This is a genomic window from Pseudoalteromonas shioyasakiensis (assembly GCF_022398475.1).
Classification (GTDB): Bacteria; Pseudomonadota; Gammaproteobacteria; order Enterobacterales; family Alteromonadaceae; genus Pseudoalteromonas.
Genome location: NZ_JAKEVM010000081.1, coordinates 1 through 20,213, shown reverse-complemented (window position 1 = coordinate 20,213; position 20,213 = coordinate 1). Strand labels below are relative to the sequence as shown.

Annotated in this window: 15 protein-coding genes; 5 read left to right on the top strand and 10 right to left on the bottom strand. The window is 41.3% G+C overall.

Translation table 11 applies throughout. The annotated features are described in order from the left end of the window. Nucleotides 1-98: 98 nt before the first annotated feature. On the bottom strand, nucleotides 99-749 hold the full coding sequence (locus L1D51_RS13875; protein WP_054562110.1) for a glutathione S-transferase family protein: 651 nt from the start codon (nucleotides 747-749) through the stop codon (nucleotides 99-101). A gap of 101 nt (nucleotides 750-850) precedes the next feature. Between L1D51_RS13875 and L1D51_RS13870 the strand changes: the two genes are divergently transcribed. Beyond that, nucleotides 851-1,690, top strand: coding sequence for a LysR family transcriptional regulator (locus tag L1D51_RS13870; RefSeq protein ID WP_054562111.1), 840 nt, complete (start codon nucleotides 851-853; stop codon nucleotides 1,688-1,690). Between the two features lie 13 nt (nucleotides 1,691-1,703). On the opposite strand, the gene L1D51_RS13865 is transcribed toward L1D51_RS13870, so the two are convergent. Further along, a complete protein-coding gene (locus L1D51_RS13865) occupies nucleotides 1,704-3,704 on the bottom strand; it encodes a winged helix-turn-helix domain-containing protein (protein ID WP_054562112.1) in 2,001 nt (666 codons plus the stop codon). 130 nt (nucleotides 3,705-3,834) lie between these two features. Here L1D51_RS13865 and L1D51_RS13860 point away from each other — a divergent pair, with 130 nt between their 5' ends. Then, entirely contained in the window at nucleotides 3,835-5,841 is a 2,007-nt protein-coding gene (locus L1D51_RS13860; protein WP_055021733.1) for a fused MFS/spermidine synthase, read from the top strand. Nucleotides 5,842-5,909: 68 nt separating this feature from the next. On the opposite strand, the gene aroC is transcribed toward L1D51_RS13860, so the two are convergent. Both aroC and prmB read right to left on the bottom strand, forming a co-directional pair. Further along, nucleotides 5,910-7,007, bottom strand: a complete 1,098-nt coding sequence (gene aroC / locus L1D51_RS13855) for a chorismate synthase (protein ID WP_239963925.1) — start codon at nucleotides 7,005-7,007, stop codon at nucleotides 5,910-5,912. Nucleotides 7,008-7,072: 65 nt separating this feature from the next. Then, on the bottom strand, nucleotides 7,073-8,008 hold the full coding sequence (gene prmB, locus L1D51_RS13850) for a 50S ribosomal protein L3 N(5)-glutamine methyltransferase (RefSeq protein WP_175079220.1): 936 nt from the start codon (nucleotides 8,006-8,008) through the stop codon (nucleotides 7,073-7,075). Between the two features lie 101 nt (nucleotides 8,009-8,109). On the opposite strand from prmB, the gene smrB reads away from it, so the two are divergent. Then, nucleotides 8,110-8,667, top strand: coding sequence for an endonuclease SmrB (gene smrB, locus L1D51_RS13845; protein WP_054562116.1), 558 nt, complete (start codon nucleotides 8,110-8,112; stop codon nucleotides 8,665-8,667). A gap of 24 nt (nucleotides 8,668-8,691) precedes the next feature. Continuing rightward, on the top strand, nucleotides 8,692-9,612 hold the full coding sequence (locus L1D51_RS13840) for an AEC family transporter (protein WP_239963924.1): 921 nt from the start codon (nucleotides 8,692-8,694) through the stop codon (nucleotides 9,610-9,612). Here L1D51_RS13840 and L1D51_RS13835 read toward each other — a convergent pair. The 6 genes from L1D51_RS13835 to sixA form a co-directional block, all read right to left on the bottom strand. After that, entirely contained in the window at nucleotides 9,604-12,846 is a 3,243-nt protein-coding gene (locus tag L1D51_RS13835; RefSeq protein ID WP_239963923.1) for a TIR domain-containing protein, read from the bottom strand. The genes L1D51_RS13840 and L1D51_RS13835 overlap by 9 nt on opposite strands. A gap of 3 nt (nucleotides 12,847-12,849) precedes the next feature. Continuing rightward, nucleotides 12,850-15,096: an NAD-binding protein gene (locus tag L1D51_RS13830; RefSeq protein WP_239963922.1), complete on the bottom strand. Its 2,247-nt coding sequence runs from the start codon at nucleotides 15,094-15,096 to the stop codon at nucleotides 12,850-12,852. A 77-nt stretch (nucleotides 15,097-15,173) separates the two neighbouring features. Further along, nucleotides 15,174-15,908, bottom strand: a complete 735-nt coding sequence (locus tag L1D51_RS13825) for an SDR family oxidoreductase (RefSeq protein WP_054562120.1) — start codon at nucleotides 15,906-15,908, stop codon at nucleotides 15,174-15,176. After that, nucleotides 15,905-16,381 (bottom strand): ASCH domain-containing protein, encoded by a 477-nt coding sequence (locus L1D51_RS13820; protein ID WP_239963921.1) that lies wholly within the window; start codon nucleotides 16,379-16,381, stop codon nucleotides 15,905-15,907. Before L1D51_RS13820 ends, L1D51_RS13825 begins: the two co-directional genes overlap by 4 nt. Beyond that, nucleotides 16,365-16,715, bottom strand: coding sequence for a RidA family protein (locus tag L1D51_RS13815; RefSeq protein ID WP_054562122.1), 351 nt, complete (start codon nucleotides 16,713-16,715; stop codon nucleotides 16,365-16,367). Before L1D51_RS13815 ends, L1D51_RS13820 begins: the two co-directional genes overlap by 17 nt. A gap of 49 nt (nucleotides 16,716-16,764) precedes the next feature. Continuing rightward, complete coding sequence (gene sixA / locus L1D51_RS13810) at nucleotides 16,765-17,241, bottom strand: phosphohistidine phosphatase SixA (RefSeq protein WP_055020730.1); 477 nt, start codon at nucleotides 17,239-17,241, stop codon at nucleotides 16,765-16,767. Between the two features lie 195 nt (nucleotides 17,242-17,436). On the opposite strand from sixA, the gene L1D51_RS13805 reads away from it, so the two are divergent. Further along, a complete protein-coding gene (locus L1D51_RS13805; protein WP_239963920.1) occupies nucleotides 17,437-20,157 on the top strand; it encodes an insulinase family protein in 2,721 nt (906 codons plus the stop codon). Nucleotides 20,158-20,213 lie beyond the last annotated feature (56 nt).

The window sequence follows — 20,213 nt, the reverse complement described above, 5'->3', positions numbered from 1 at the left end:
CTAATTAAACTAGTATTTTTGTATAAAAATACTACAAAAAACCCCAAATAAAAGTATAGTAGACAATAAATTAAATAGGAAAATATTCTAAATTTCAGTTAGTTGATTTCTTCACCCGCTTCATCACAGTCTACAATATCGGTTTCTTTAAGGGCTTCGCTGATCCAGCTTTGCATTACCGAGCAACTAAGTACGTGCTGGCAATAAGCTTGTGCAGCATGCGAAAGCTCCACCTGATACGTTTTGAAGCGCAGCACCACAGGTGCAAACATCGCATCAACAATAGAGAACTCACCAAATAACCATGCATTAGGGTAACTTTGCTGCTGAGCAGAAAATATCTCATCGATACGCGCAATGTCTTTTTTAGCTTGCTCTGATAATTCAACATGCCTGTTAGCGCGAATATTCATTGGCATTTCACTGCGAAGTGCAGCAAAACCAGAGTGCATCTCAGCCGCTAGACTGCGCGCTTTTGCTCTTTGGGCTATTTCACTAGGCCAAGCAGCACCATTTAGATAAGCATCATTGATGTATTCACAAATAGCGAGTGAATCCCACACGATTAATTCAGCATCAATAAGGGCCGGCACTTTTTGCACGGGAAACTTACTTTTTAATGCTTCATAAAACTCAGGCGTATCTAAAACTAATTGCAGCTCTGTAAAAGAGATATTGAATTTACTCAGCAAATACCACGCCCGCAATGACCAAGTTGAGTAGTTTTTATTGCCAATAAATAATTGCATTGTGCTTCCTTTAACGTTTAGATTAGGCTCACTATAAAACAGCAATTGGGTAATTACTCGCCAATTGTTTTTATGCTACCTATAAGAAAAGCTGATACATTATGGATATTGATGCCCTCAGAACTTTTTGTGCCTTTGTTGATACAGGCAGCTTCACCCGCGCTGCAGCACAAATTTGCAGAACCCAATCTGCGGTAAGTATGCAAATGAAAAAGCTTGAACAAGACCTCGCAAGTCCGCTATTTGAAAAGCAAGGCCGTCAGTTGGTGCTAAGCCATCAAGGCCACCAGCTAGCAAGCTATGCAAAGCAATTGATAGCGCTTCATGATGAAGCCTTTAAGCAATTAAAAGCAGGCACTGGCAATATACGTGTGCGCATTGGTTGTCCTGATGACTATGCCCACTCTTTACTACCAGAGCTTGTTGATGCTTTACACCAACAGTTTAATGCACTGGATTTACAAATAAGCTGCGCCCCTAGTACTGAGCTCAGAGCCAAACTAGACCAAGGTATGCTCGATTTGGTGATTGCCACTCGCTCGCCAGACAGCGAAGAAGGCTACTTATTGCAATCAAGCCAAGGCGTGTGGGTGAAAAGCCCTGCTTTTGAGATTAACGATTCAACCCCACTTCCTATCGCCTTGTTTCAACGAGACTGTAAGTTTCACCAAGCCAGTATTGAGGGTCTATTAAAAGCCGAGCGTCGTTTTAATATTATTGCCTGTTGTGGCTCAGCGGGAGCGTTACATGGCTTGATTAAACAGGGACTGGCAATTGGCAGTATGGCGCGAATAAGCATGCAATCAGGTGTGGAAGAGATCTGCGGTACCTCACTTCCGGTATTGCCTGTCATTGATATCGTGCTGCTTTACGGTAATCATGCCCACAACCCACTCAGTCATGAGCAGCTTAAGCAGCTTGTGGAGTTGATTAATACGTAAAAAACATATCAAGCTAAAGAAGTTTTACTAACTTACGAGTTCTATTAGGCTCTGTAAGGTATAAAAACTCTGTTAAATCATGGGCACTGTTGATCAGCATATGTTGCTTAGGTTGAGTTAATTGCCAACTTTCTGTTGCAGCGGTTGCCAAATCAATACGTTGGAAATTAATGGTATCAGCATGCTCCATAGTGACCGCTAATTGCTGGTTACTTACAGATATACCAATGATGTCATTATTAGCAGCTTGCCAAACAGTCTCAGTATCTCCTCGGCTATTAACTCGAAACACTTCGTTGCTATTTGAAAAATAGATCTGATCTTGCTCATCTAAATCCATGCCATAGCAGCTTAAACGTTTCCCTGAGCCTGTGAAAGGTGTCAAATTTAGGCTTGTTAAATCGAATTTTGCCGGATGAAACGTCTGTCCATCCTCCGCTCGATATGAAACCAAAATCGCGTCTTGATTGTGATACATTTCTCGCAAGTAAAAAGAGTGATTTCCATGGGGAATTGTTTCATAAGTGCCACTGCTTAAATCAATTTTAAACAATGTATCTTTACTTGCGGTGTAAACCTGCCGTGCGTCTTGGCTCCAAACAATACCAAATAACTCATGGTTATCAGGGTTAGCAAAAATGCGCGTTTGCTTACCATTATCGTATAAAAATAATTGCTTTAATCCAAAACGATGAGACTCAAAAACAAATTTAGTTGAGTCTGGCGAAAACACGGGTAGAAAGTCGATCGATGAGGTATCTACGAGTTTGGTCAATTTGTCAGGGGTGGCACGTGTTTGGCTAACAATATCTACATCAACATTCACTAGCTCCATCAAAATGGCTTCAGCGTCTGGTGTGTACTGGGCATCACGAATTATTTGATAATTATTAAATGAAATTAACTGCTGCTCACCATCAAGCTCTAAATTAATAAGCTGATTTCGTTGGCTAATCAATAGTGCTTGATTATTCGGGTGCCAACTTAATCCTTGAATACCGTTTTCTATAATGGCAATAGTTTGTATTTTTTTACTGGCTAGGTCGAGTACATCAATACGGTATTTGTTTTGCCCCGCTTCAATCCCCATTGCGACTATACGGCCGTCTTTCGATAACGCATTAACAAGTAACCAATCTTGCTGTGTGGCAGCTAGTAAATGTGCTTTTTGTTTAGATTCTAAGTTAAGTGAAACGAGTCGAGTATCGTTGTGTAGTTTATCCTTTTCTATGTAATAAAGCTTATCAGCATGCCAATCGATGTGGTGACTGGTTACAACGGTGTCATCAAAAACACTCACCGTCGCTTGTTCTAATGGCTGAAATTTAGATAAATCAATGCTTATAGTGTTTAGATGTTGTTTCTGCTCTGTACTTTTCACAAACGCAATCGCATTATCGGAGGTCGACCACCCCAAAGCATAGTAGCTTGCAGCATCTTCAGTCAGCCTCACTTCTCGCTCTGTCGCAAGCTCTTTAAGCCAAATTTGCTGACTTCCTTTATCACCTCTAACAAAAGCAAGGTACTTACCACTATGTGAAAGTGACAAATTAGCTTCATTTAGTTCACTCGAAGTGAGTGGCATCAGCTGGGTAAAGTGAGCAGTATCTTGCTGTTTAGGGATTAGTTGCCACGCAGTAGCGATAAGGCTTACTAGTAAAAAAAACAGCAACCCAAGATTTTGCGCTTTTAGTTTTTTGCTCTGCCCCTGTGTTACTTTTTCAAGGCTATAACCGCGCTTAGGGTGTGTAATTATATACTGCGGATTTTTGGCATCTTCTTGGAGTGCTTTTCGTAGTAATGCGATACAACGCTGTACCGAACTTGGGTTGTAGGTAGCATTAGGCCACACATTTGCAAAGATTACTTCTTGGCTTACAACTTCACCTTTATTTAAATAAAGGGTATGTAATACATCCATGACCTTTGGCTCGACTATTTGCTCATAATCTTGCGATGAAATTAAACATCGACTCTCATCAATTGCAAATTTGCCGATTCGATAACGCGCCACTGACTTCTCCAATAAATATTTACGAATCAAAGATTAAGGTTTTCTTAAGAGAAACTCAAGCGTTACTCCATTGTCACTTTAATCTGGCTAATAGATTGTTTTTGCTATCTCAAAATAGGTAATAAAAACAATGTATAAATATTTATCAACGCTCACTATTTTCATCAGTGCTTTTTTAATTTTTCAAATTCAGCCGATGCTTTCAAAGCAACTTCTACCGCAATTTGGTGGTGGTGCCTCTATCTGGTCTGCGAGTTTAGTGTTTTATCAAGTCATGTTACTTATTGGCTATTTCTATGCGCATAACATAGGGCGCTTTCATATTAAGTTGCAGGTAGTCACCCATATAGTTTTAGTCACCTTTGCCACACTCATTGTTGTGACAGAATTTGCAGCCCCAAATCTCACAAATTGGCCACCTGCGCTTGCGGTGTTTGTTAATTTATTTATAGAAATTGGTCCAATATTTATTCTACTGAGCGCTACCAGCGTACTTTTACAAAGATGGTATGTGCAAACTGCTTCAGCACAGGTGCCTTACCATTGGTATTCCATCTCAAACTTGGGCTCTTTACTGGCGTTAATGAGCTACCCACTCGTTTATGAATTACTATTTTCTTTAGAGCAGCAAACTACATATTGGCTATTTGGACTTATCAGCTACTGCTTGTTATTAGCACTTCTAGTAATATTTTTACTCAAAAAAGCACCCGATTTATCAAAAGCATCTATTCAAACTAGGCCTTTCACGCTTTTAAAAGGTAAAGGTCAATGGCTGTTATTAAGTGCCTTAAGCTCAGCCATGTTGGTATCTACCACGCATATGATCAGCACTAATATTCCACCCATGCCATTACTTTGGTCGTTACCTCTTGTAATTTACTTGCTCACCTTTAGTTATACGTTTGCCAACAGAGCTAATTATCAGCGTCATGTGTGGGCATATGTGTTTATATTCTCGGCTTTTGCAGGTCTGCTGATGTTTTATTTTGGCAGCTTATTCAATGCCCTAGCCCAGCTTATAATTTACAGCCTGATTCTATTAACCGCCGGTATGGTCTGTCATGGTGAGCTGAGAAACAAAGCCCCTGAAAACGAGCAATTTACCATTTTTTATTTTTATATCGCCCTTGGTGGTGTGTTAGGGTCGCTTTTCAGTACGCTCATTGCCCCATTGCTATTTGTCCAGATTGACGAGTATTTACTTACATTAGCGGTTATTTTTAGTTTTGTGTGCTACTTCCAATTAAATGCTAAAACAACGACAAAACAGCTCAAATTCACTCTCGCAACCAGCTCCATCGCTTGGTTAGCATGCTATTGCTTTTTAGCAGTAAACTTTAACCAATATAACGTTGCCACTAGCCGCAACTTTTATGGCTATTTAGCGGTAAAAGATATAAACACTCAATCAATAAAAGAAAGGCGCTTAATTGACGGCACCACGATTCATGGCTCAGAGCCACTAAATCCAAACCAACAGTTTGAGCAAAGTTATTACCATCAGCATACTGGTGTCGCTAAATCACTTGCCATACTAAAGCAACACAGCGCACTAAACATTGGCGTCATTGGTTTGGGTGCAGGCGTTTTAGCGCGGTTTGCAGACCAACAGGATAGTATTCACTTTTTTGAGTTAAACCCTGCTGTGGTCGAGATGGCAAAGCGCTATTTCTCATATTTAGAAAACAGTAAAGCCAAGCTCACAGTCAGCTTAGGGGATGGTCGTATTGCGCTAAAAAATAATGCGGACGAAGTATTTGACGTCTTGATTATTGATGCATTTTCAAGTGATGTAATTCCTGCGCATTTGCTAACCCAAGAAGCAATGTCACTTTATTGGCAAAGGCTCAATGAAAATGGCGTATTGATTGTGCATATTTCAAATAATCATATCGACTTACTGCCTGTATTACAGGCACATAGCCAACATTTTAATAAAGCAATGTTAAAGTTTAGCTATCAAGGCCATAGCCCATCAGACATAGGCTCAGACTGGGTAGTGCTAACTGATAATCAGGCTTTTTTAAATCGTGTATCTATCAGTGATTTGTCGCCCATTAAACGCTCCCCATTTAGCGAACTGACCATGTGGACTGATAGCAAACACAGCCTACTTCCCTTATTAAAATTCTAACAGGCATAAAAAAGCGCGATGATAATCATCGCGCTCATTAACTGCGTTTACTTTATTTAAGACTGCGCTTAAATCGAACCTTTGATTGGTCCATGTTCGTGGCTTACATGTGGGTTTTGACCACGTTGGCGCAATAAGTGATCCATTAAGGTAATCGCCATCATCGCCTCAGCAATAGGAATTGCACGAATACCTACACATGGGTCATGACGTCCTTTGGTGATCATCTCTACCGCTTCGTTGCTGGTATTAATGCTGTTACCCGGTATGGTAATGCTTGAGGTTGGCTTAAGTGCGATAGAGGCAATGATATCTTGTCCTGTCGAGATACCTGCAAGTACACCGCCCGCGTGATTTGATGTGAAACCATCTGGAGTTAACTCATCACGGTGCTCAGAGCCTTTTTGCTCAACCACATCAAAGCCGTCACCAATCTCAACGCCTTTTACCGCATTAATGCTCATTAATGAGTGTGCAAGCTCTGCATCTAGGCGATCAAATACTGGCTCACCAAGACCAACAGGCACATTTTTAGCAACCACTTTAACTTTAGCGCCTACCGAATCACCTTGTTTTTTTAGGTCGCGCATGTACTCATCAAGCGCTTCTAGCTTGCTGGTGTCTGGAAAGAAAAATGCATTGTTTTCCACTTCATCCCAGTTGTAATCTTCAGCTTTAATTGGCCCAAGCTGGCTCAAACAAGCACGCACTTCAATACCATGAAATTGTTTTAGATATTTTTTTGCAATTGCACCCGCCGCTACACGAATCGCAGTTTCACGGGCAGAAGAGCGACCACCACCTCGGTAATCACGGATACCGTATTTATGCCAATAAGTATAATCACCATGACCTGGGCGAAATACCTCGGCAATTTTGCCGTAATCTTTTGAACGTTGATCGGTGTTTTCAATCAGTAAACCAATGCTAGTACCAGTAGTTTTACCTTCGAACACACCTGAAAGAATTTTTACTTCGTCACTTTCGCGGCGCTGTGTTGTATAACGACTTTGCCCCGGCTTACGACGGTCTAAATCTATTTGTAAATCGGCCTCGCTAATTTCAAGGCCTGCTGGTGTGCCATCAACAACGCCACCTAATGCAACGCCGTGGCTCTCACCAAAGGTGGACACTTTAAATAGTTGCCCGATGCTATTACCTGCCATTAATTTTCCTCATTCCTAATGACTACTGAGACCGAGCCCTCAGGCTCGGCTTTTAAAATCTGCTGTTAATCTGCGAAATATTTAACAAGCTGCTGTTTGCTGATCACAAACACGCCAAGACCACCTTGTTCAAATTCAACCCACTCAAATGGTGCGCCTGGGTACAGCTCTTCCATATGTACCATAGAGTTACCAACTTCGACAAATAACAAACCGTTATCAGTTAGATGCTCTGCGGCTTCAGCTAAGATGGTACGAGTAACATCAAGACCATCATGACCCGATGCTAAACCAAGCTCTGGCTCGTGATGGAATTCACGCGGTAAATCAGCCATATCTTCAGCATCAACATACGGTGGGTTAGCTACTATCAGGTCATATTTTTGACCCGGAACGCCACTAAACACGTCTGACTGAATTGGCAGTACACGGTCATTTAGCATGTAATCGCTAATATTAATATCAGCAACTTCGAGCGCTTCATATGAAATATCAACCGCATCAACCTGTGCATCTTCAAATGCTTGTGCAAGTGCAATAGCGATACATGCAGAACCGGTACATAAATCAAGAATGCGCGTTACTGAGCTTGGCTCTTCTAACCAAGGCGCAAAGCGATTGTTAATTAACTCAGCAAATGGCGAACGTGGAATTAACACGCGCTCATCAACATAAAACGGCATACCTGCAAACCACGCTGTGTTGGTCAGGTACGGTACTGGCGTACAATCATTAATACGCTCTGCAATTAGTTCAGCTAAACGGTTTTTCTCGGTGCTGGTTAAACGCGCATGCATTAACTCTTTTGGCGCATCTATTGGCAAACTTAATGCAGGTAATAGTAAGCTAACTGCTTCATCCCACGCATTATCTGTGCCGTGCCCAAAGAAAATACCACTGCTGGCAAATTGACTGGTTGTCCAACGTAACCAATCATGCAACGTTGAAAGTTCTGCAATTGCCTCGTCTAAAATTGCGTCTTCTATCTGGAAATGGTTCATGTATGTTCCTTAACTTTCAAAGTCTGTTCTGACGCGTATTGTACCGTCTTTTCAGTTGGTTTTTACTCGATTTTTAGCGTTTTTTTGTTTAGACTGCCGCCATGAAAAAAGATCCCCACGCCAACAACCACATTAGCACTGACGATATTGACTTATTTCGTCAGAGTATCAGTGGTGCCAAAGCATTTAAACAAGACACTATTCGATTCACCAATAAGCCTAAAGTGTCACAAGCGAAGCAATTTTCCCAGCAAAAAAAGCAACATCAGGCAGAATTTTTCTTTTCTGATGAATATGTACCAGACATCGACACTCATGGCACCGTAAGTTATGTCAAACCAGGTCACGATAGCTTTTTAGCAAAACAACTTCGCCGTGGAGATTACCCACCAGATTTAACCCTTGATTTACATGGCTTAAATAAAGAATTAGCCAAAGATGAGTTGGCAGGTTTAATTCATGAGTGTAAAAAACAGCATTACTATTGCGCTTGTGTTGTGCATGGCATTGGTGAGCGCATACTTAAACACAAGGTACCGCAATATTTAGTTCAACACCCTGATGTGATTGCTATGCACCAAGCGCCTCTTGAATTTGGTGGTAAAGGTGCAGTACTTATTTTAATTAATCTTCCACAAAGTGATGAGTTCAGACGATAACGTCTTCTTATCATAAGGCCTAAAGTGCATATTTTTTCGATTATCTTTCCACTGATTTTTATCGTGTTAAGTGGTTACATCAGCTCGCGAAGCAAGTTTTTATCGAAAGAGCATATAGCAGGTTTAAGTAAGTTTACTTTTTATATCAGTGTGCCTGCTTTTCTATTTTTAAATATGGCCCAAGCCGATTTACAAAATAGTGTGTCCATTGCGGGGTTTTTGAGCTTTTACATCCCGGTATTGGCCATTTACGCACTTGGCTATGTTCTTGACCGCTACCTTATTAGCAAGCAGTCTGCGCCGTCACGTCATGCTGTCTTTGCCCTTGGCAGTAGTTACTCAAATACGGTACTGGTAGGTTTACCTATAATTATTGCTGCACTTGGGCAACAGATGGTTGGCATTGTGTTTATGATCATTACTTTTCATAGCGCACTTTTGTTTACCCTCACCTTTTTGCTCAGCGCTAAATCGCAGCAAACGTTCTCTTGGCGAGCATTTGCTAAAAACATGCTGCTGAACCCAGTCGTGTTAAGCATCAGTAGCGGCCTGGCTGTTAACCTACTTGGCTTTACACTTTTTGATGATTTAGCAAATGGCCTGAGTCTACTTGCGAAACCTGCCATTGCCTGTGCGTTGTTTGTATTAGGGGCGAACCTTGCGTTTTATAAAGTGGCCGACAACTTACAAGCCTCAATCATCGCAACCATCATCAAGCTAGTTGTATTACCGTGCGGGGTCTACTTTTTTGCAGGCAGCGTATTCAATCTAGAGCAATCATTACTGAACGTGTTAGTACTTTTAAGCGCCTCTCCTTTAGGGGTCAACGCTTATCTAATCGCCAATCAAATTAAGCAACACCAAGCGACACTGGCAAGTAGCGTCGTGCTTTCAACAGTATTGAGTGTGGTGAGCTTTAGCATCTGGTTAAGTATTTTACTTTAAACATCCTCGCACTTGTTTTTGCTGAACATTTAATGGCGAAATAAAGTTATCTTCACGCTGTTTTTGCGTTAAGCAGTTGCGTCTTTTTGGCAATGCATTTTTCGCAGCATCATTAATTTCACGACTCAATGCGGGTAAGCTAAACAACTTGCCTTGATTAGCTAATATAATTAAGCGGTCAGCATGCTCATCAAACGCTATTTTTTGCTGTTGATAATCATCAACCTGATAAAACAGCTGACCCGTGTCAAGATGATAAATACTAGGCTTGCCTTGATTAATTATTAAATATTCTGCTGATGCTGATAAGCTTAAATCCCCAGCTTCTTCAGTGGTGTTAAATCGATAAAGTTCTTGCAAGCTAACAGTGTCAACAACCACAACAGCTTTGTCTTTTAATCCAATAACCAGCTCACTCCCCTTAACAAGTAGGTCTGCAATATCAGACTGGAAGGTCAGTTGTTTTAAAACCTCACCGGTTTGCAAATCCAAGATACCCACTTTACGCTTGGCTGCTTTTATTACCAAACGGTTTGCTTGTGACACAAAGTAGGCATCAAGAACTCGGGCTATTTTAGTTGTATTAAACTGCGGCTTTTTCGCTTGTAAATCATAAAGCATCACCCCTTTTTTATTATTACCTAGCAATAAATAACGCCCATCAGCACTCAGCCTAGGCTCGGTCATTATGGTATCTTCACTAAGGGGGATTTCGGCGATGCTTTGTTCGCTCATCAAGTCAACTAAGTAAAGCGCTTTTTTGTTCCAAGAATCTTCAATAAATAAAACAAAATGCAGTGCTTCATTTAATAACACCACCGAAGACGAATCATATTTGTCACCAAACTCAATTAAGCTGTTCTTTTCTAGATCAAATACTTGGTGATTGCCATAACCACATTCCACACTTATAAAGCGTTTTGCATTGGCTACATCGGCGATATTAACACGATGTCGTTCACACAAATCTATGCGTCGAACAAGCTCACCACTCAAGCTATTAAACATATAAAGCTGGTTTTTATTATCAAGGCTCTGTGCTGTTAGAGTGTGCCCGTCAGTGCTAAATTCAGCGCCCCATAAATTAATTTTTTCGCTAAGTGCTATGCTAGGGCTATTTTTCAGTAATGACCAAATTGAAATACTTTTGTCATCACTCGAGGCGTTAACCAACTCACTGTTTGTTAAAACAAGCTTTGTGCGCTGATTAATTTTAAAGTTATTAACTTCAATACCAGTTGCGACATCCCACACACGCACATTTTTATACGCTAATGTGATCAAAAGCTTACCGTCTGGTGTAAATGCGCCATCTTCAACATTTGAAAAATGGCTAAGCTGACTACCTTGATTTGTTTTGATATTCCAAAGTGTCGGTGCCTTTTCTAAACTACGAATAAAATCAGCATTTTCGGTTGTCGATTGCACTTGGTTAACAGTGGCCATTGCATAAACGTATTCTCCATTTTTACTCATCAAGGTATGAATATGCGGAGTAACTCCTTGTTGCTCGCCACTTTCAACTGCTTCAACACGGGTACCATTTAGATCGTAAATAACTAAGCCTTGGCTATCATTGGTAAAGCCTGTTTGTCGAGCTAAGCTATTTTTAGCTGTAAAATCATAAGCTAAATCCAATGAGCGTATTTCATTTCCATTTTGAGCGTTGAAGAGTTTAAGTGGCCCCACGAGCTCAGGAGTCGTTAAAATATAGTGACCATTTGGGCTAATTTGAATGTCTGCCAAGCCGTATTGCTGAGAATGTTTAACATCGTATAAAAGCGCATTATTAGTGACATCCCAAACAATGAGCCGGTCAAAATGACTGCTCATATAAAGGGTTTTGTTATCAGGACTAAATACTAGGTTTTTTATCTCGGCTTTAATTTCGGTGCTTTGTTGTTTGGTTAAGGTATCACTATCCCAAACACTGACTTCGCCCTCTCGAGTCGCTATAGCAAGTTGTTTGTTATCACGGCTCAGACTAAAGCCTTGAACAAACTGTTCAGTTTTAAGCAGTTTATCTTCGTCACTGTCTGTTATTGATAAACGCTTAACTTTGCCATTTGAAAGTACAAACAGCTGTTCATTTTCAACATATTGGTACTGTTCAATTTTTTCTTGTGCTTGATAATAAAAGTGTTTGTTATTGGCATAAATCGCCCGACGCAATTGCCCTATTCCACCGGGCATTGGACGCTCTCCGCCATATAAACCGGGTAGTGCATTGAGGCCTAATAGCAACGCAGTATCATGCTCTCCATCATCGTTAGCTTGACGGGCCCTATCAAGCAAAAAGCGACTTTGATTTAACAATGAAGCATCACGCTGCTCAGTTGCTATTTTAGTTTGCTGTTGCGCAAGCTGTTCATTTTTAATGGCTTGTTGCTGTTTAATATAAGCAAAAACACCCGCTACCACTGCAATAACAGCCAGCATAGCGACGGCGCTTAACCATTGGCGCAAACGCTTTGCCTTTTGCTTAGCAAGTTCTAATTGATAAGCTTGGTCGCGCTTAGTTAATGCTCCGAGTGGCACACCTAAAATGCCTGCGATAATTTTTAACAGCATCAATTTTTGTTGAGCTTGGTATTGCTCAACATATCGAGCTAAATCTTGGCTTGAAAATTCAGTGCGCGATTTTAAATACTGTTTATATGCTTCAATTGAGGTCCAGCCTTGTTCAAGCTTGCCATCATGATTAACCCGAAAATCAGCCGCTAGAGGCTCAGCTAATTGTGTTGTTGGGTTGCCCTGTGCGTCGTAAGCATATTGTAAGGGCTTTGGAAAACATTCATCCTCTGGCGCAACCCCTTGCGATTGCTTTGTTTTATCCCAGCTTGCATTTGGTTCACCGTCAATCATTGCGGCAATAATTTGATCGCTTCGGCCTAACTTTTTGAAGTAATCGATTTCATCTGCAACATAAGTAGATGCCACTGCGTTAGGTGAACATAACACAATAAGCAGTTGAGTATTATCTAGTGCACGTGTAATTGCATTGCCAAGATCAGCATCGGCTGGGAGCTCTTCTTCATCGCGAAAAATAGGGAAAATACGCTCAGGGATCAACTCGCCACGGGCATTTTTTTGACCCACTAAATCTTTTGGGATTTCATAGGTTTCGATTGCTTGATGCAACCAGGTTGCCCACTGCCGTCCAGTTTGCTTATTATCAGCGTGACGATATGAAATAAACGCCAAGTATTGATGCTTAACTAACTTCTCACTCATTAGCTAATCTCTCTTAAAGTCTACAATACGCACTTCAGCTTTAAGTCCCTTACTAGTAAACGGGGAACGGCACTTAAACTGTTCTGGCACACCATGCTGCCACCAGTTTACAACATCAGCTGTACCGCCAATTCCTCTACTAGGTTGAGAATCCCAGACAGCTATCAGCTCGTCGGCCATAGCAACCAAGTGCGCTGCTAAAGAGGCATATTGCAAAGCACGAGACTCATTAGCTATATCTTCCATCTCGGCTAAACTTCGATAAACAGGGGGAATTTCTGCAAACCACTGTGCTTTGGCGAGCAACTGTTCAAACTCACTATCTTGTTTACTAAAATCCAATTTATACAGTTCGTAAGGCATGGGCAGTAGAGCAATAAAACTAGCGTCTAAACGGGTTAGCGCTCGCTCTATCACTAATCTATCAGCTCCTTCAGCAAGACCAGAAACAAACTGAAAATGACAATTTGGATGAGCCTGCTTAAGCGCATCTAACTGCTGATCAATATCTCGAACCAAAGTGTCATGTTGCTGGCTTTCAAGGTTTGTGAAGCGATGGCCTGTGACTGCCACGGTGACCACTTTTTCAATGCCAAAAGGTTGCGTTGTATCTTTTGCCAGTAACAGTAAATCGTTAACAGCTGCGGCAAAAAAATCACTATTACATTGCTGCTGTTGTTGTGTTAAATCATGCCAAGGTTTTATCAGTGTATGTCGTTTTGCAATATTTGAGCGAGTACTAGAAAACTGCCAGCCATCAATTTTACGCTCAGCGCACCAGCGAGCATGTTCCATCGACGACATCATATTGAGCTCGTTATCTGATAATTCAATGCTGTTTGAGTGGCTGCTAAAACGTGCATTTACCATCGCCAGTTTTTCACGCCAACTCAGCGCAAAAGCTCTATTGGCTTCCTTTAAACTATAAGGTAGGTCTTGCCATGAAGTAACATTATCTTGATTTGCTTGATAGCTTTGTTCGTGAGCTCGCTTAGCTAACACTGAGCCACGAGGCTGAGTCACTGCGCTAATATTGATATCTTTACTGTTATCATTAAAAGCCACCAAGTTATCAGGTATTTGCCTTGTTTTAGCTTGTTGTTGTTCACTAAATTCGGTGTAGCTAGTCGCGTAGTAAATGGGTGCCATAAATAAGCATTCAACTAGCATCTTATTGCGAAGTGTCAAAGCGATTGAGAAACAGTTTAATTGCTGTGTATCGAAAATATAAATTTGCGTTGCATTAGAAATGATATCGAGCAGCAGTTTATTATCTGCGAGTAACTCATGAACTTGCTTATTAATAACGTTAAGCTCAGCGGCAGCGTCAATAGCTGTAAGTTCTGCACTCAACTCTGCATTAGATTCGGTAGTGATTAAAGTAATTTTTACCGGCTTTAAACTACTGTAGATAGCACTTTTCGCATAAGTTCTTGCTAAATCTAACGCCGCGTCATTACTACCAAAAATAACCAAATGAACTTGGTCTTTTCCTTGAATATTAAGCAGTGGTAACGGCGAATGCTTGGCAAAAAGCTGTTCTGCTAGTAACTGGCTTTTACGCCAAAAGCGTAGTTCGGTGCTGGTATTTTCAATAAATCGAGGGAGTTGTTTAAGTTGATCCGCTAATACCCGACTATGCAGATGTACAAAAACGGGCGCTTTCAAGTTGGGTAAGTTAGTAAGTACTTGCTGAGCAATAGTAATGTTATGGCTATCATCGCCACAACAGAAAAATACCGCCTCAGCATGCTGTAAGTGAAGCTTATCAGCAACTGATTGATTAATATCACCAACATGCACAATCGCACCTTTTTGTTTCAGTAAGGCAATATGACTATTTTCAGGGTTACTTTCGATTGCTATAACTGATTTATTCGCAGCCAATGCAGATAGAGCAATGGCAGAACCTTTATTTCCCAAACCCACAACAAGCTGAAAGTCAGAGCGAGGCCTCAGTAAATATACAATGAGCTGCTTTGCACCATCAAAAATTAGATAAAAGAAAATTAATGCTGTCGTTAAGGGGGCTGCAAATCGAGCAAATTCAATGAAAGGGTTCATTTGATTGGTTTTATAAAGCTCTTGTGTCCAATCACCACTAAAAGCAAACAGGCCCGCAATTGCATATATATTGTTAGCTAAAGGTTCACTCCAGCGTGTTGTTTGCGATACACCAAACAACCCCACCAACATAATGAACATAAATAAGCCGAACAGAAATAAAGTCGATTTCTTTTGTGAATCCATGGGCTACCTTGGGTTATTTTTATGGTTTATATTAGGAAATAATAACCCCTCAAAGCAGTTACCACCAGCAAGGCTTACTAAAGCCCACCCGATACGTCTATAAAACTGCCCGTTGTGAATGAGGCTTGCTCACTTGCCAAAAAGTAAATCGCTGAGGCAACCTCGTCAGCTTCACCACCTCGCCCTAGCGGTAACTTAGATTTTAACCTATCAACTCGGTTTGCTTCACCGCCATCACGGTGCATATCGGTATAAATAAGGCCTGGCCTTACCGCATTAACTCGAATACCTTTACTCGCGACTTCTTTGGCAAGGCCAATCGTGAAAGTATCAAGCGCTCCTTTAGATGCAGCATAATCTAAATATTCATTTGGCGAGCCTGTTCGCGATGCACCCGATGAAACATTGACAATACTGCCTTTGTCCATACGCTTTATTGCTTCTCGCGCGCACAAAAATGCCCCTGTAACATTACAACTTAAAATAGCGTTGATACGCTTAGCATCCATCTCTAATAACGGCATTTGCGGCATCATCATCGCTGCGTTATTAACTAACACATCTAACCGCGAAACCTGAGCATCTAATTTGGCGAACATGGCGAGTACTTGCTGCTCATCGGCAATATCAGCTTGTAACAAATAGGCATTTACGCCAAGCGCATTTATCTCATCAGCGACCTGCTCTGCACTTGCGTGATCTGACTTATAATTAATACACACATCATAGCCATGTTTAGCAAATAGTTTTGCTGTTGCTGCACCTATACCGCGGCCGCCTCCGGTAATAAGAACCACTGGACTCGTGCTCATTCTGACTCCTTGTAAACTAACCTAAACTGCTCACACACCAACGGCATCTCTGGATGACATTGATAGCCTGTACCTGCGAGCTCTCGTTGATAATAATCCCAATGCACACGCTGCCAGTACTCAAGGCTCTTGTCGCCCTCGCCTTCTAATGCAGCGTAATCGGCGCTTATTTGATTATATGGGGTAATAGTTACAGAGACGGTTTCAATAATGCCGAGAGGCTGTCCCTGCCAATTGGTAAAAATGGCTAAATCACCAACTTCAGGAAGGGCTTCATTATTGGCTTTAAACCAATAAAGTGAAGGGGTTGTTGCTTGTTTTACGCCATTTAAAACCAGCAATGCGCAGTCATTGGCATCTTGCTCATTGTCGCAAAAATGCCAATGTGGCAGTTCAATCAGTTCGCGCCCTGATTGATCATTAAAGCGAGCAATCATCTGCGCGATACGCTGCTCGTTACTTAACGGCTGCAACGACAGAAATCTCAACTAATAATGCATCGCGCGCCATTTTTGCCTCAACACAAGCGCGAGCTGGTGCATGACCCTGTGGCACCCATGCATCCCAAACAGCGTTCATCTGTGCAAAGTATTCCATGCTCTTCAGGTAAATTGTGGCACTTAGCATGTGCTCTTTGCTACTACCTGCTTCAATAAGTAGCGCTTCGACCTTATCTAGCATGGTTTGAGTTTGTTCGGTGATATCTTTTTCGGCATCAGCACAAACTTGGCCGCATAGGTATACTGTGCCGTTATGCTTAACGATGCGGCTCATACGCGCACCGGTTTGTAAACGTTCGATTGTCATAGTAAGAACTTAAAAAATTAACAGTGGCGCTAATTTAGCAAATCCACTGTTAGATTTCGACGTTATTTGGCGAGTGAATACTGAGGTACTGACTGCGCTGTTTGTGTTCATCATATTCGATAACAGCAACCGCCCCTGTATTGAAGATTGGCATATGACCAGGGCTTAACTGATCAACTAAGTAGCTAACAATTGGCATATGGGCAACGACCAACCAGGTATTGCAGTCTGGATGCATAGCAATCAAGGTTTCTAGGTAATCAGCAGCAATTTGCGGTACACCATCGGGGGTAATATCACTGCAAGTTTCGTTAAATTGTAACGAAATATGTTGCGTCGCATCCATAGCAGTTTGTTGTGCGCGAATGTAAGGACTTACCAACAGAGCATCAGGTTTATGGTGTGTTGCTAACCACTGCCCCATTCGACTGGCTTCTTGGTGACCCGTCTCGGTCAGTTGTCTTGCTGCATCATCTGCTTGCATTGGCGTAGCTTCGCCATGGCGCATGATTAAGATTGTTTTCATAAAAAATCAACCGATTAAAGAATATAAAACAGTAGCCAGTTTGCTTGATTGTTCGCTATATTAGAATATCATCACTAGATACATTAAACATCCGCTTATGATATTCAGGTAGATTTTCGTAGCTCTGTCTTTTTTAGCTTTCCTGAAAATATCATCTGTTGTTAGGACATTAACGCACTCTTTCAGGAGCATCTTTTGAATATCAGCCGCAATGATAACAGAACATATCAACCCCTAACACTGGACAATGGTCTAAAAGTACTTTTAGTGCAAGACTTAGAGTCAACAAAATCAGCGGCTTCAATGGCTATTAACGCAGGCCATTTCGATGACCCCCTTGATAGGCAAGGTCTCGCGCACTTTTTAGAGCATATGCTTTTTTTAGGCACTGACCTGTACCCAGAATCGGGCGGATTTTCTAATTTTGTATCGCAATCTGGTGGCAACACCAATGCCTGGACTGGTACTGAGCACACTTGCTACTTCTTTGATATTAATAACCAACAGTTTGCTGAAGCACTGGCACAATTCAGTCGTTTTTTTATTGCCCCACTCTTAAATCCTAAAGAGACAACAAAAGAACGTAATGCTATAGACGCAGAATTTAAACTAAAAATAAAAGATGACGGCCGCCGTATTTATCAGGCTCATAAAGAAACGGTTAACCCAGCACACCCTTTTGCAAAGTTTTCTGTCGGTAACCAGCAAACCCTCGCGGATCGTGAGGGATGTATCAGTGATGAGCTACGCGCTTTTTTCGATAGCCATTATCAGGCTCAGTGGATGACACTTGTGATATGTAGCAATGAAGATATTGCGACCATGACCACCTGGGTAAAACAGTTATTTAGCGAAATTAAAGGTCAGCCAAAAAGTAAAGAGATCATAGAGCAGCCACTTTACCGTAAACAAGACTTAGGTAAGGTGCTGCATATTGAGCCACATAAACATATGCAAAAGCTCATTATTAGCTTTGCGATGCCAAATATTGATGACTTTTACCGTCACAAAACCGTTAGTTTTATCGCTCACTTACTTGGCTACGAAGGCAAAGGTTCGCTGTACTCTATTCTAAAAGAGCAAGGCTGGATCAATGCTCTCTCAGCAGGTGGTGGCATTAATGGCAGTAACTTCAAAGATTTTAACATCAGTATGGCGTTAACTGATGAAGGTATTGAATACTATGAAGATATCGTTGAAATGGTGTTTGAGTATATCTGCTTAATTAACCAGAACTCCGATAAATTGCCGCGTCTTTATCAAGACAAAAAGAACCTCTTGCAAATTGCCTTTGATAACCAAGAAAAAGCGCGCTTAATTGATTGGGTAAGTAACTTAAGCATTAATATGCAGCATTACGATGAAGCCAACTATGTGCAAGGCGATTATTTAATGGAAGGCTTTAACCGTTGTGCCCATGAAATTGCTATGCAATGGCTAACACCTGATAACATGCGCTTAGTACTCATTCATCCAGGTGTTGAGCCTGAGCACACCACTGCTTGGTACAACACCCCATATAAAGTAGAAGACATCTCAGCAAGTTGGTTAGAAGCGCTTAGTGAAATAAACACGCCATTACCACAGATGTGCTTACCAAGTGCTAACCCATACCTCACAAAAGATGTTGAACTATTACCATTAGACGAGCCAAATAAATCACCTGAGCTTTTAGTCACACGAGACGGCTTTGATTTTTGGTTTAAACAAGACGCAACTTTCAGAGTAGCTAAAGGGCATTTTTACTTAGCAATGGACTCAACCTTTGCAATTAAAGATGTTAAACACATGGCCCTTACCCGCTTATTTGCAGACCTGTTTATGGACAGTGTTGCTGAGCAATTTTATCCAGCAGAATTGGCTGGTCTTAGTTATCACTTAACCTCTCACCAAGGTGGCTTAACCCTACATACTGCGGGTCTTTCATCGAGTCAGTTAGAGCTGGTTAATGAGTTACTTGAAGCACTCTTTAATGTTGAAATCTGCGCAAAACGCTTTGCTGAATATAAAAAGCAGCTCGTTAGACACTGGCGAAACAGCAATCAAAACAAACCTGTTAGTGAGCTATTTAGTATTTTGGGTGCGCAAATCATGCCATGGAACCCAGAGCCTAATGCCTTAGCACAAGCTTTAAAGGATACTAGCTTCCATCAATTTAATTGCTTTAGAAATGAGTTTTTTAAAGCCTTGCACGTTGAGTCTTTTTTACATGGTAACTGGCAACGTAGTGATGCGCTTAAGTTCCAAAAGCAAGTGACTAAACACCTAGCTGACAGCACCACAATTATTGATTTAACGCGACCGCTAAACGATATAACCGAAGTAGATCAACAGCGCTTCACGTTAAATTGTAGCGATCATGCGATGGTGCTGTACTATCAAGCACAAACGGATGACACTACCGAAAAGGTGCAAATGATGGTACTTAATCATTTAATAAACCAAGATTATTTTAATGAGTTAAGAACCAAGCAACAGCTCGGCTACTTAGTTGGTGCGGGCTATGCTCCTTTTAATACCCGTGCTGGTATTGCTTTTTACGTGCAGTCACCGATGCATAGTGCTGATGAGATACTTCAGCGTCACCAGCAATTTATTAATAATTATGTGGCACAAGTAAACAACATTTCTGAGCAGCAATGGCTCGATACCAAAGCAGGTCTTGTTACACACATTGCTGAAAAAGATAAAAATTTACGATTACGCTCACAGCGCCTATGGTTAGCTATTGGTAATCGCGATACTGAATTTAATATGCAACAACAGCTTTTAGAGGCACTTGATAAGTTAAGCCTTACTCAAATGCAGCAGTATATTACCGAAACGTTCAGTGAAAACAGGCCAAGAATAGAACTTTTAAGTGAGCCAAAGGCTAAAAAACAGCCAAAAGCAAGCCTTTCTTCGCATTCCCTTTGACTCGAACGCGAGCTTAGATTAGATTAATTGGTGCGAATTACGGTAATGCATTAATG

What these genes read in the sequence shown, in the direction of transcription:
- L1D51_RS13870 (WP_054562111.1), top strand. Translation starts at nt 851, where the DNA reads ATGGATATTGATGCCCTCAGAACTTTTTGTGCCTTTGTTGATACAGGC.
- L1D51_RS13835 (WP_239963923.1), bottom strand. Translation starts at nt 12,846, where the DNA reads ATGAGTGAGAAGTTAGTTAAGCATCAATACTTGGCGTTTATTTCATAT.
- sixA (WP_055020730.1), bottom strand. Translation starts at nt 17,241, where the DNA reads ATGAAAACAATCTTAATCATGCGCCATGGCGAAGCTACGCCAATGCAA.
- L1D51_RS13860 (WP_055021733.1), top strand. Translation starts at nt 3,835, where the DNA reads ATGTATAAATATTTATCAACGCTCACTATTTTCATCAGTGCTTTTTTA.
- L1D51_RS13825 (WP_054562120.1), bottom strand. Translation starts at nt 15,908, where the DNA reads ATGAGCACGAGTCCAGTGGTTCTTATTACCGGAGGCGGCCGCGGTATA.
- prmB (WP_175079220.1), bottom strand. Translation starts at nt 8,008, where the DNA reads ATGAACCATTTCCAGATAGAAGACGCAATTTTAGACGAGGCAATTGCA.
- aroC (WP_239963925.1), bottom strand. Translation starts at nt 7,007, where the DNA reads ATGGCAGGTAATAGCATCGGGCAACTATTTAAAGTGTCCACCTTTGGT.
- L1D51_RS13830 (WP_239963922.1), bottom strand. Translation starts at nt 15,096, where the DNA reads ATGGATTCACAAAAGAAATCGACTTTATTTCTGTTCGGCTTATTTATG.
- L1D51_RS13815 (WP_054562122.1), bottom strand. Translation starts at nt 16,715, where the DNA reads ATGACAATCGAACGTTTACAAACCGGTGCGCGTATGAGCCGCATCGTT.
- smrB (WP_054562116.1), top strand. Translation starts at nt 8,110, where the DNA reads ATGAAAAAAGATCCCCACGCCAACAACCACATTAGCACTGACGATATT.
- L1D51_RS13875 (WP_054562110.1), bottom strand. Translation starts at nt 749, where the DNA reads ATGCAATTATTTATTGGCAATAAAAACTACTCAACTTGGTCATTGCGG.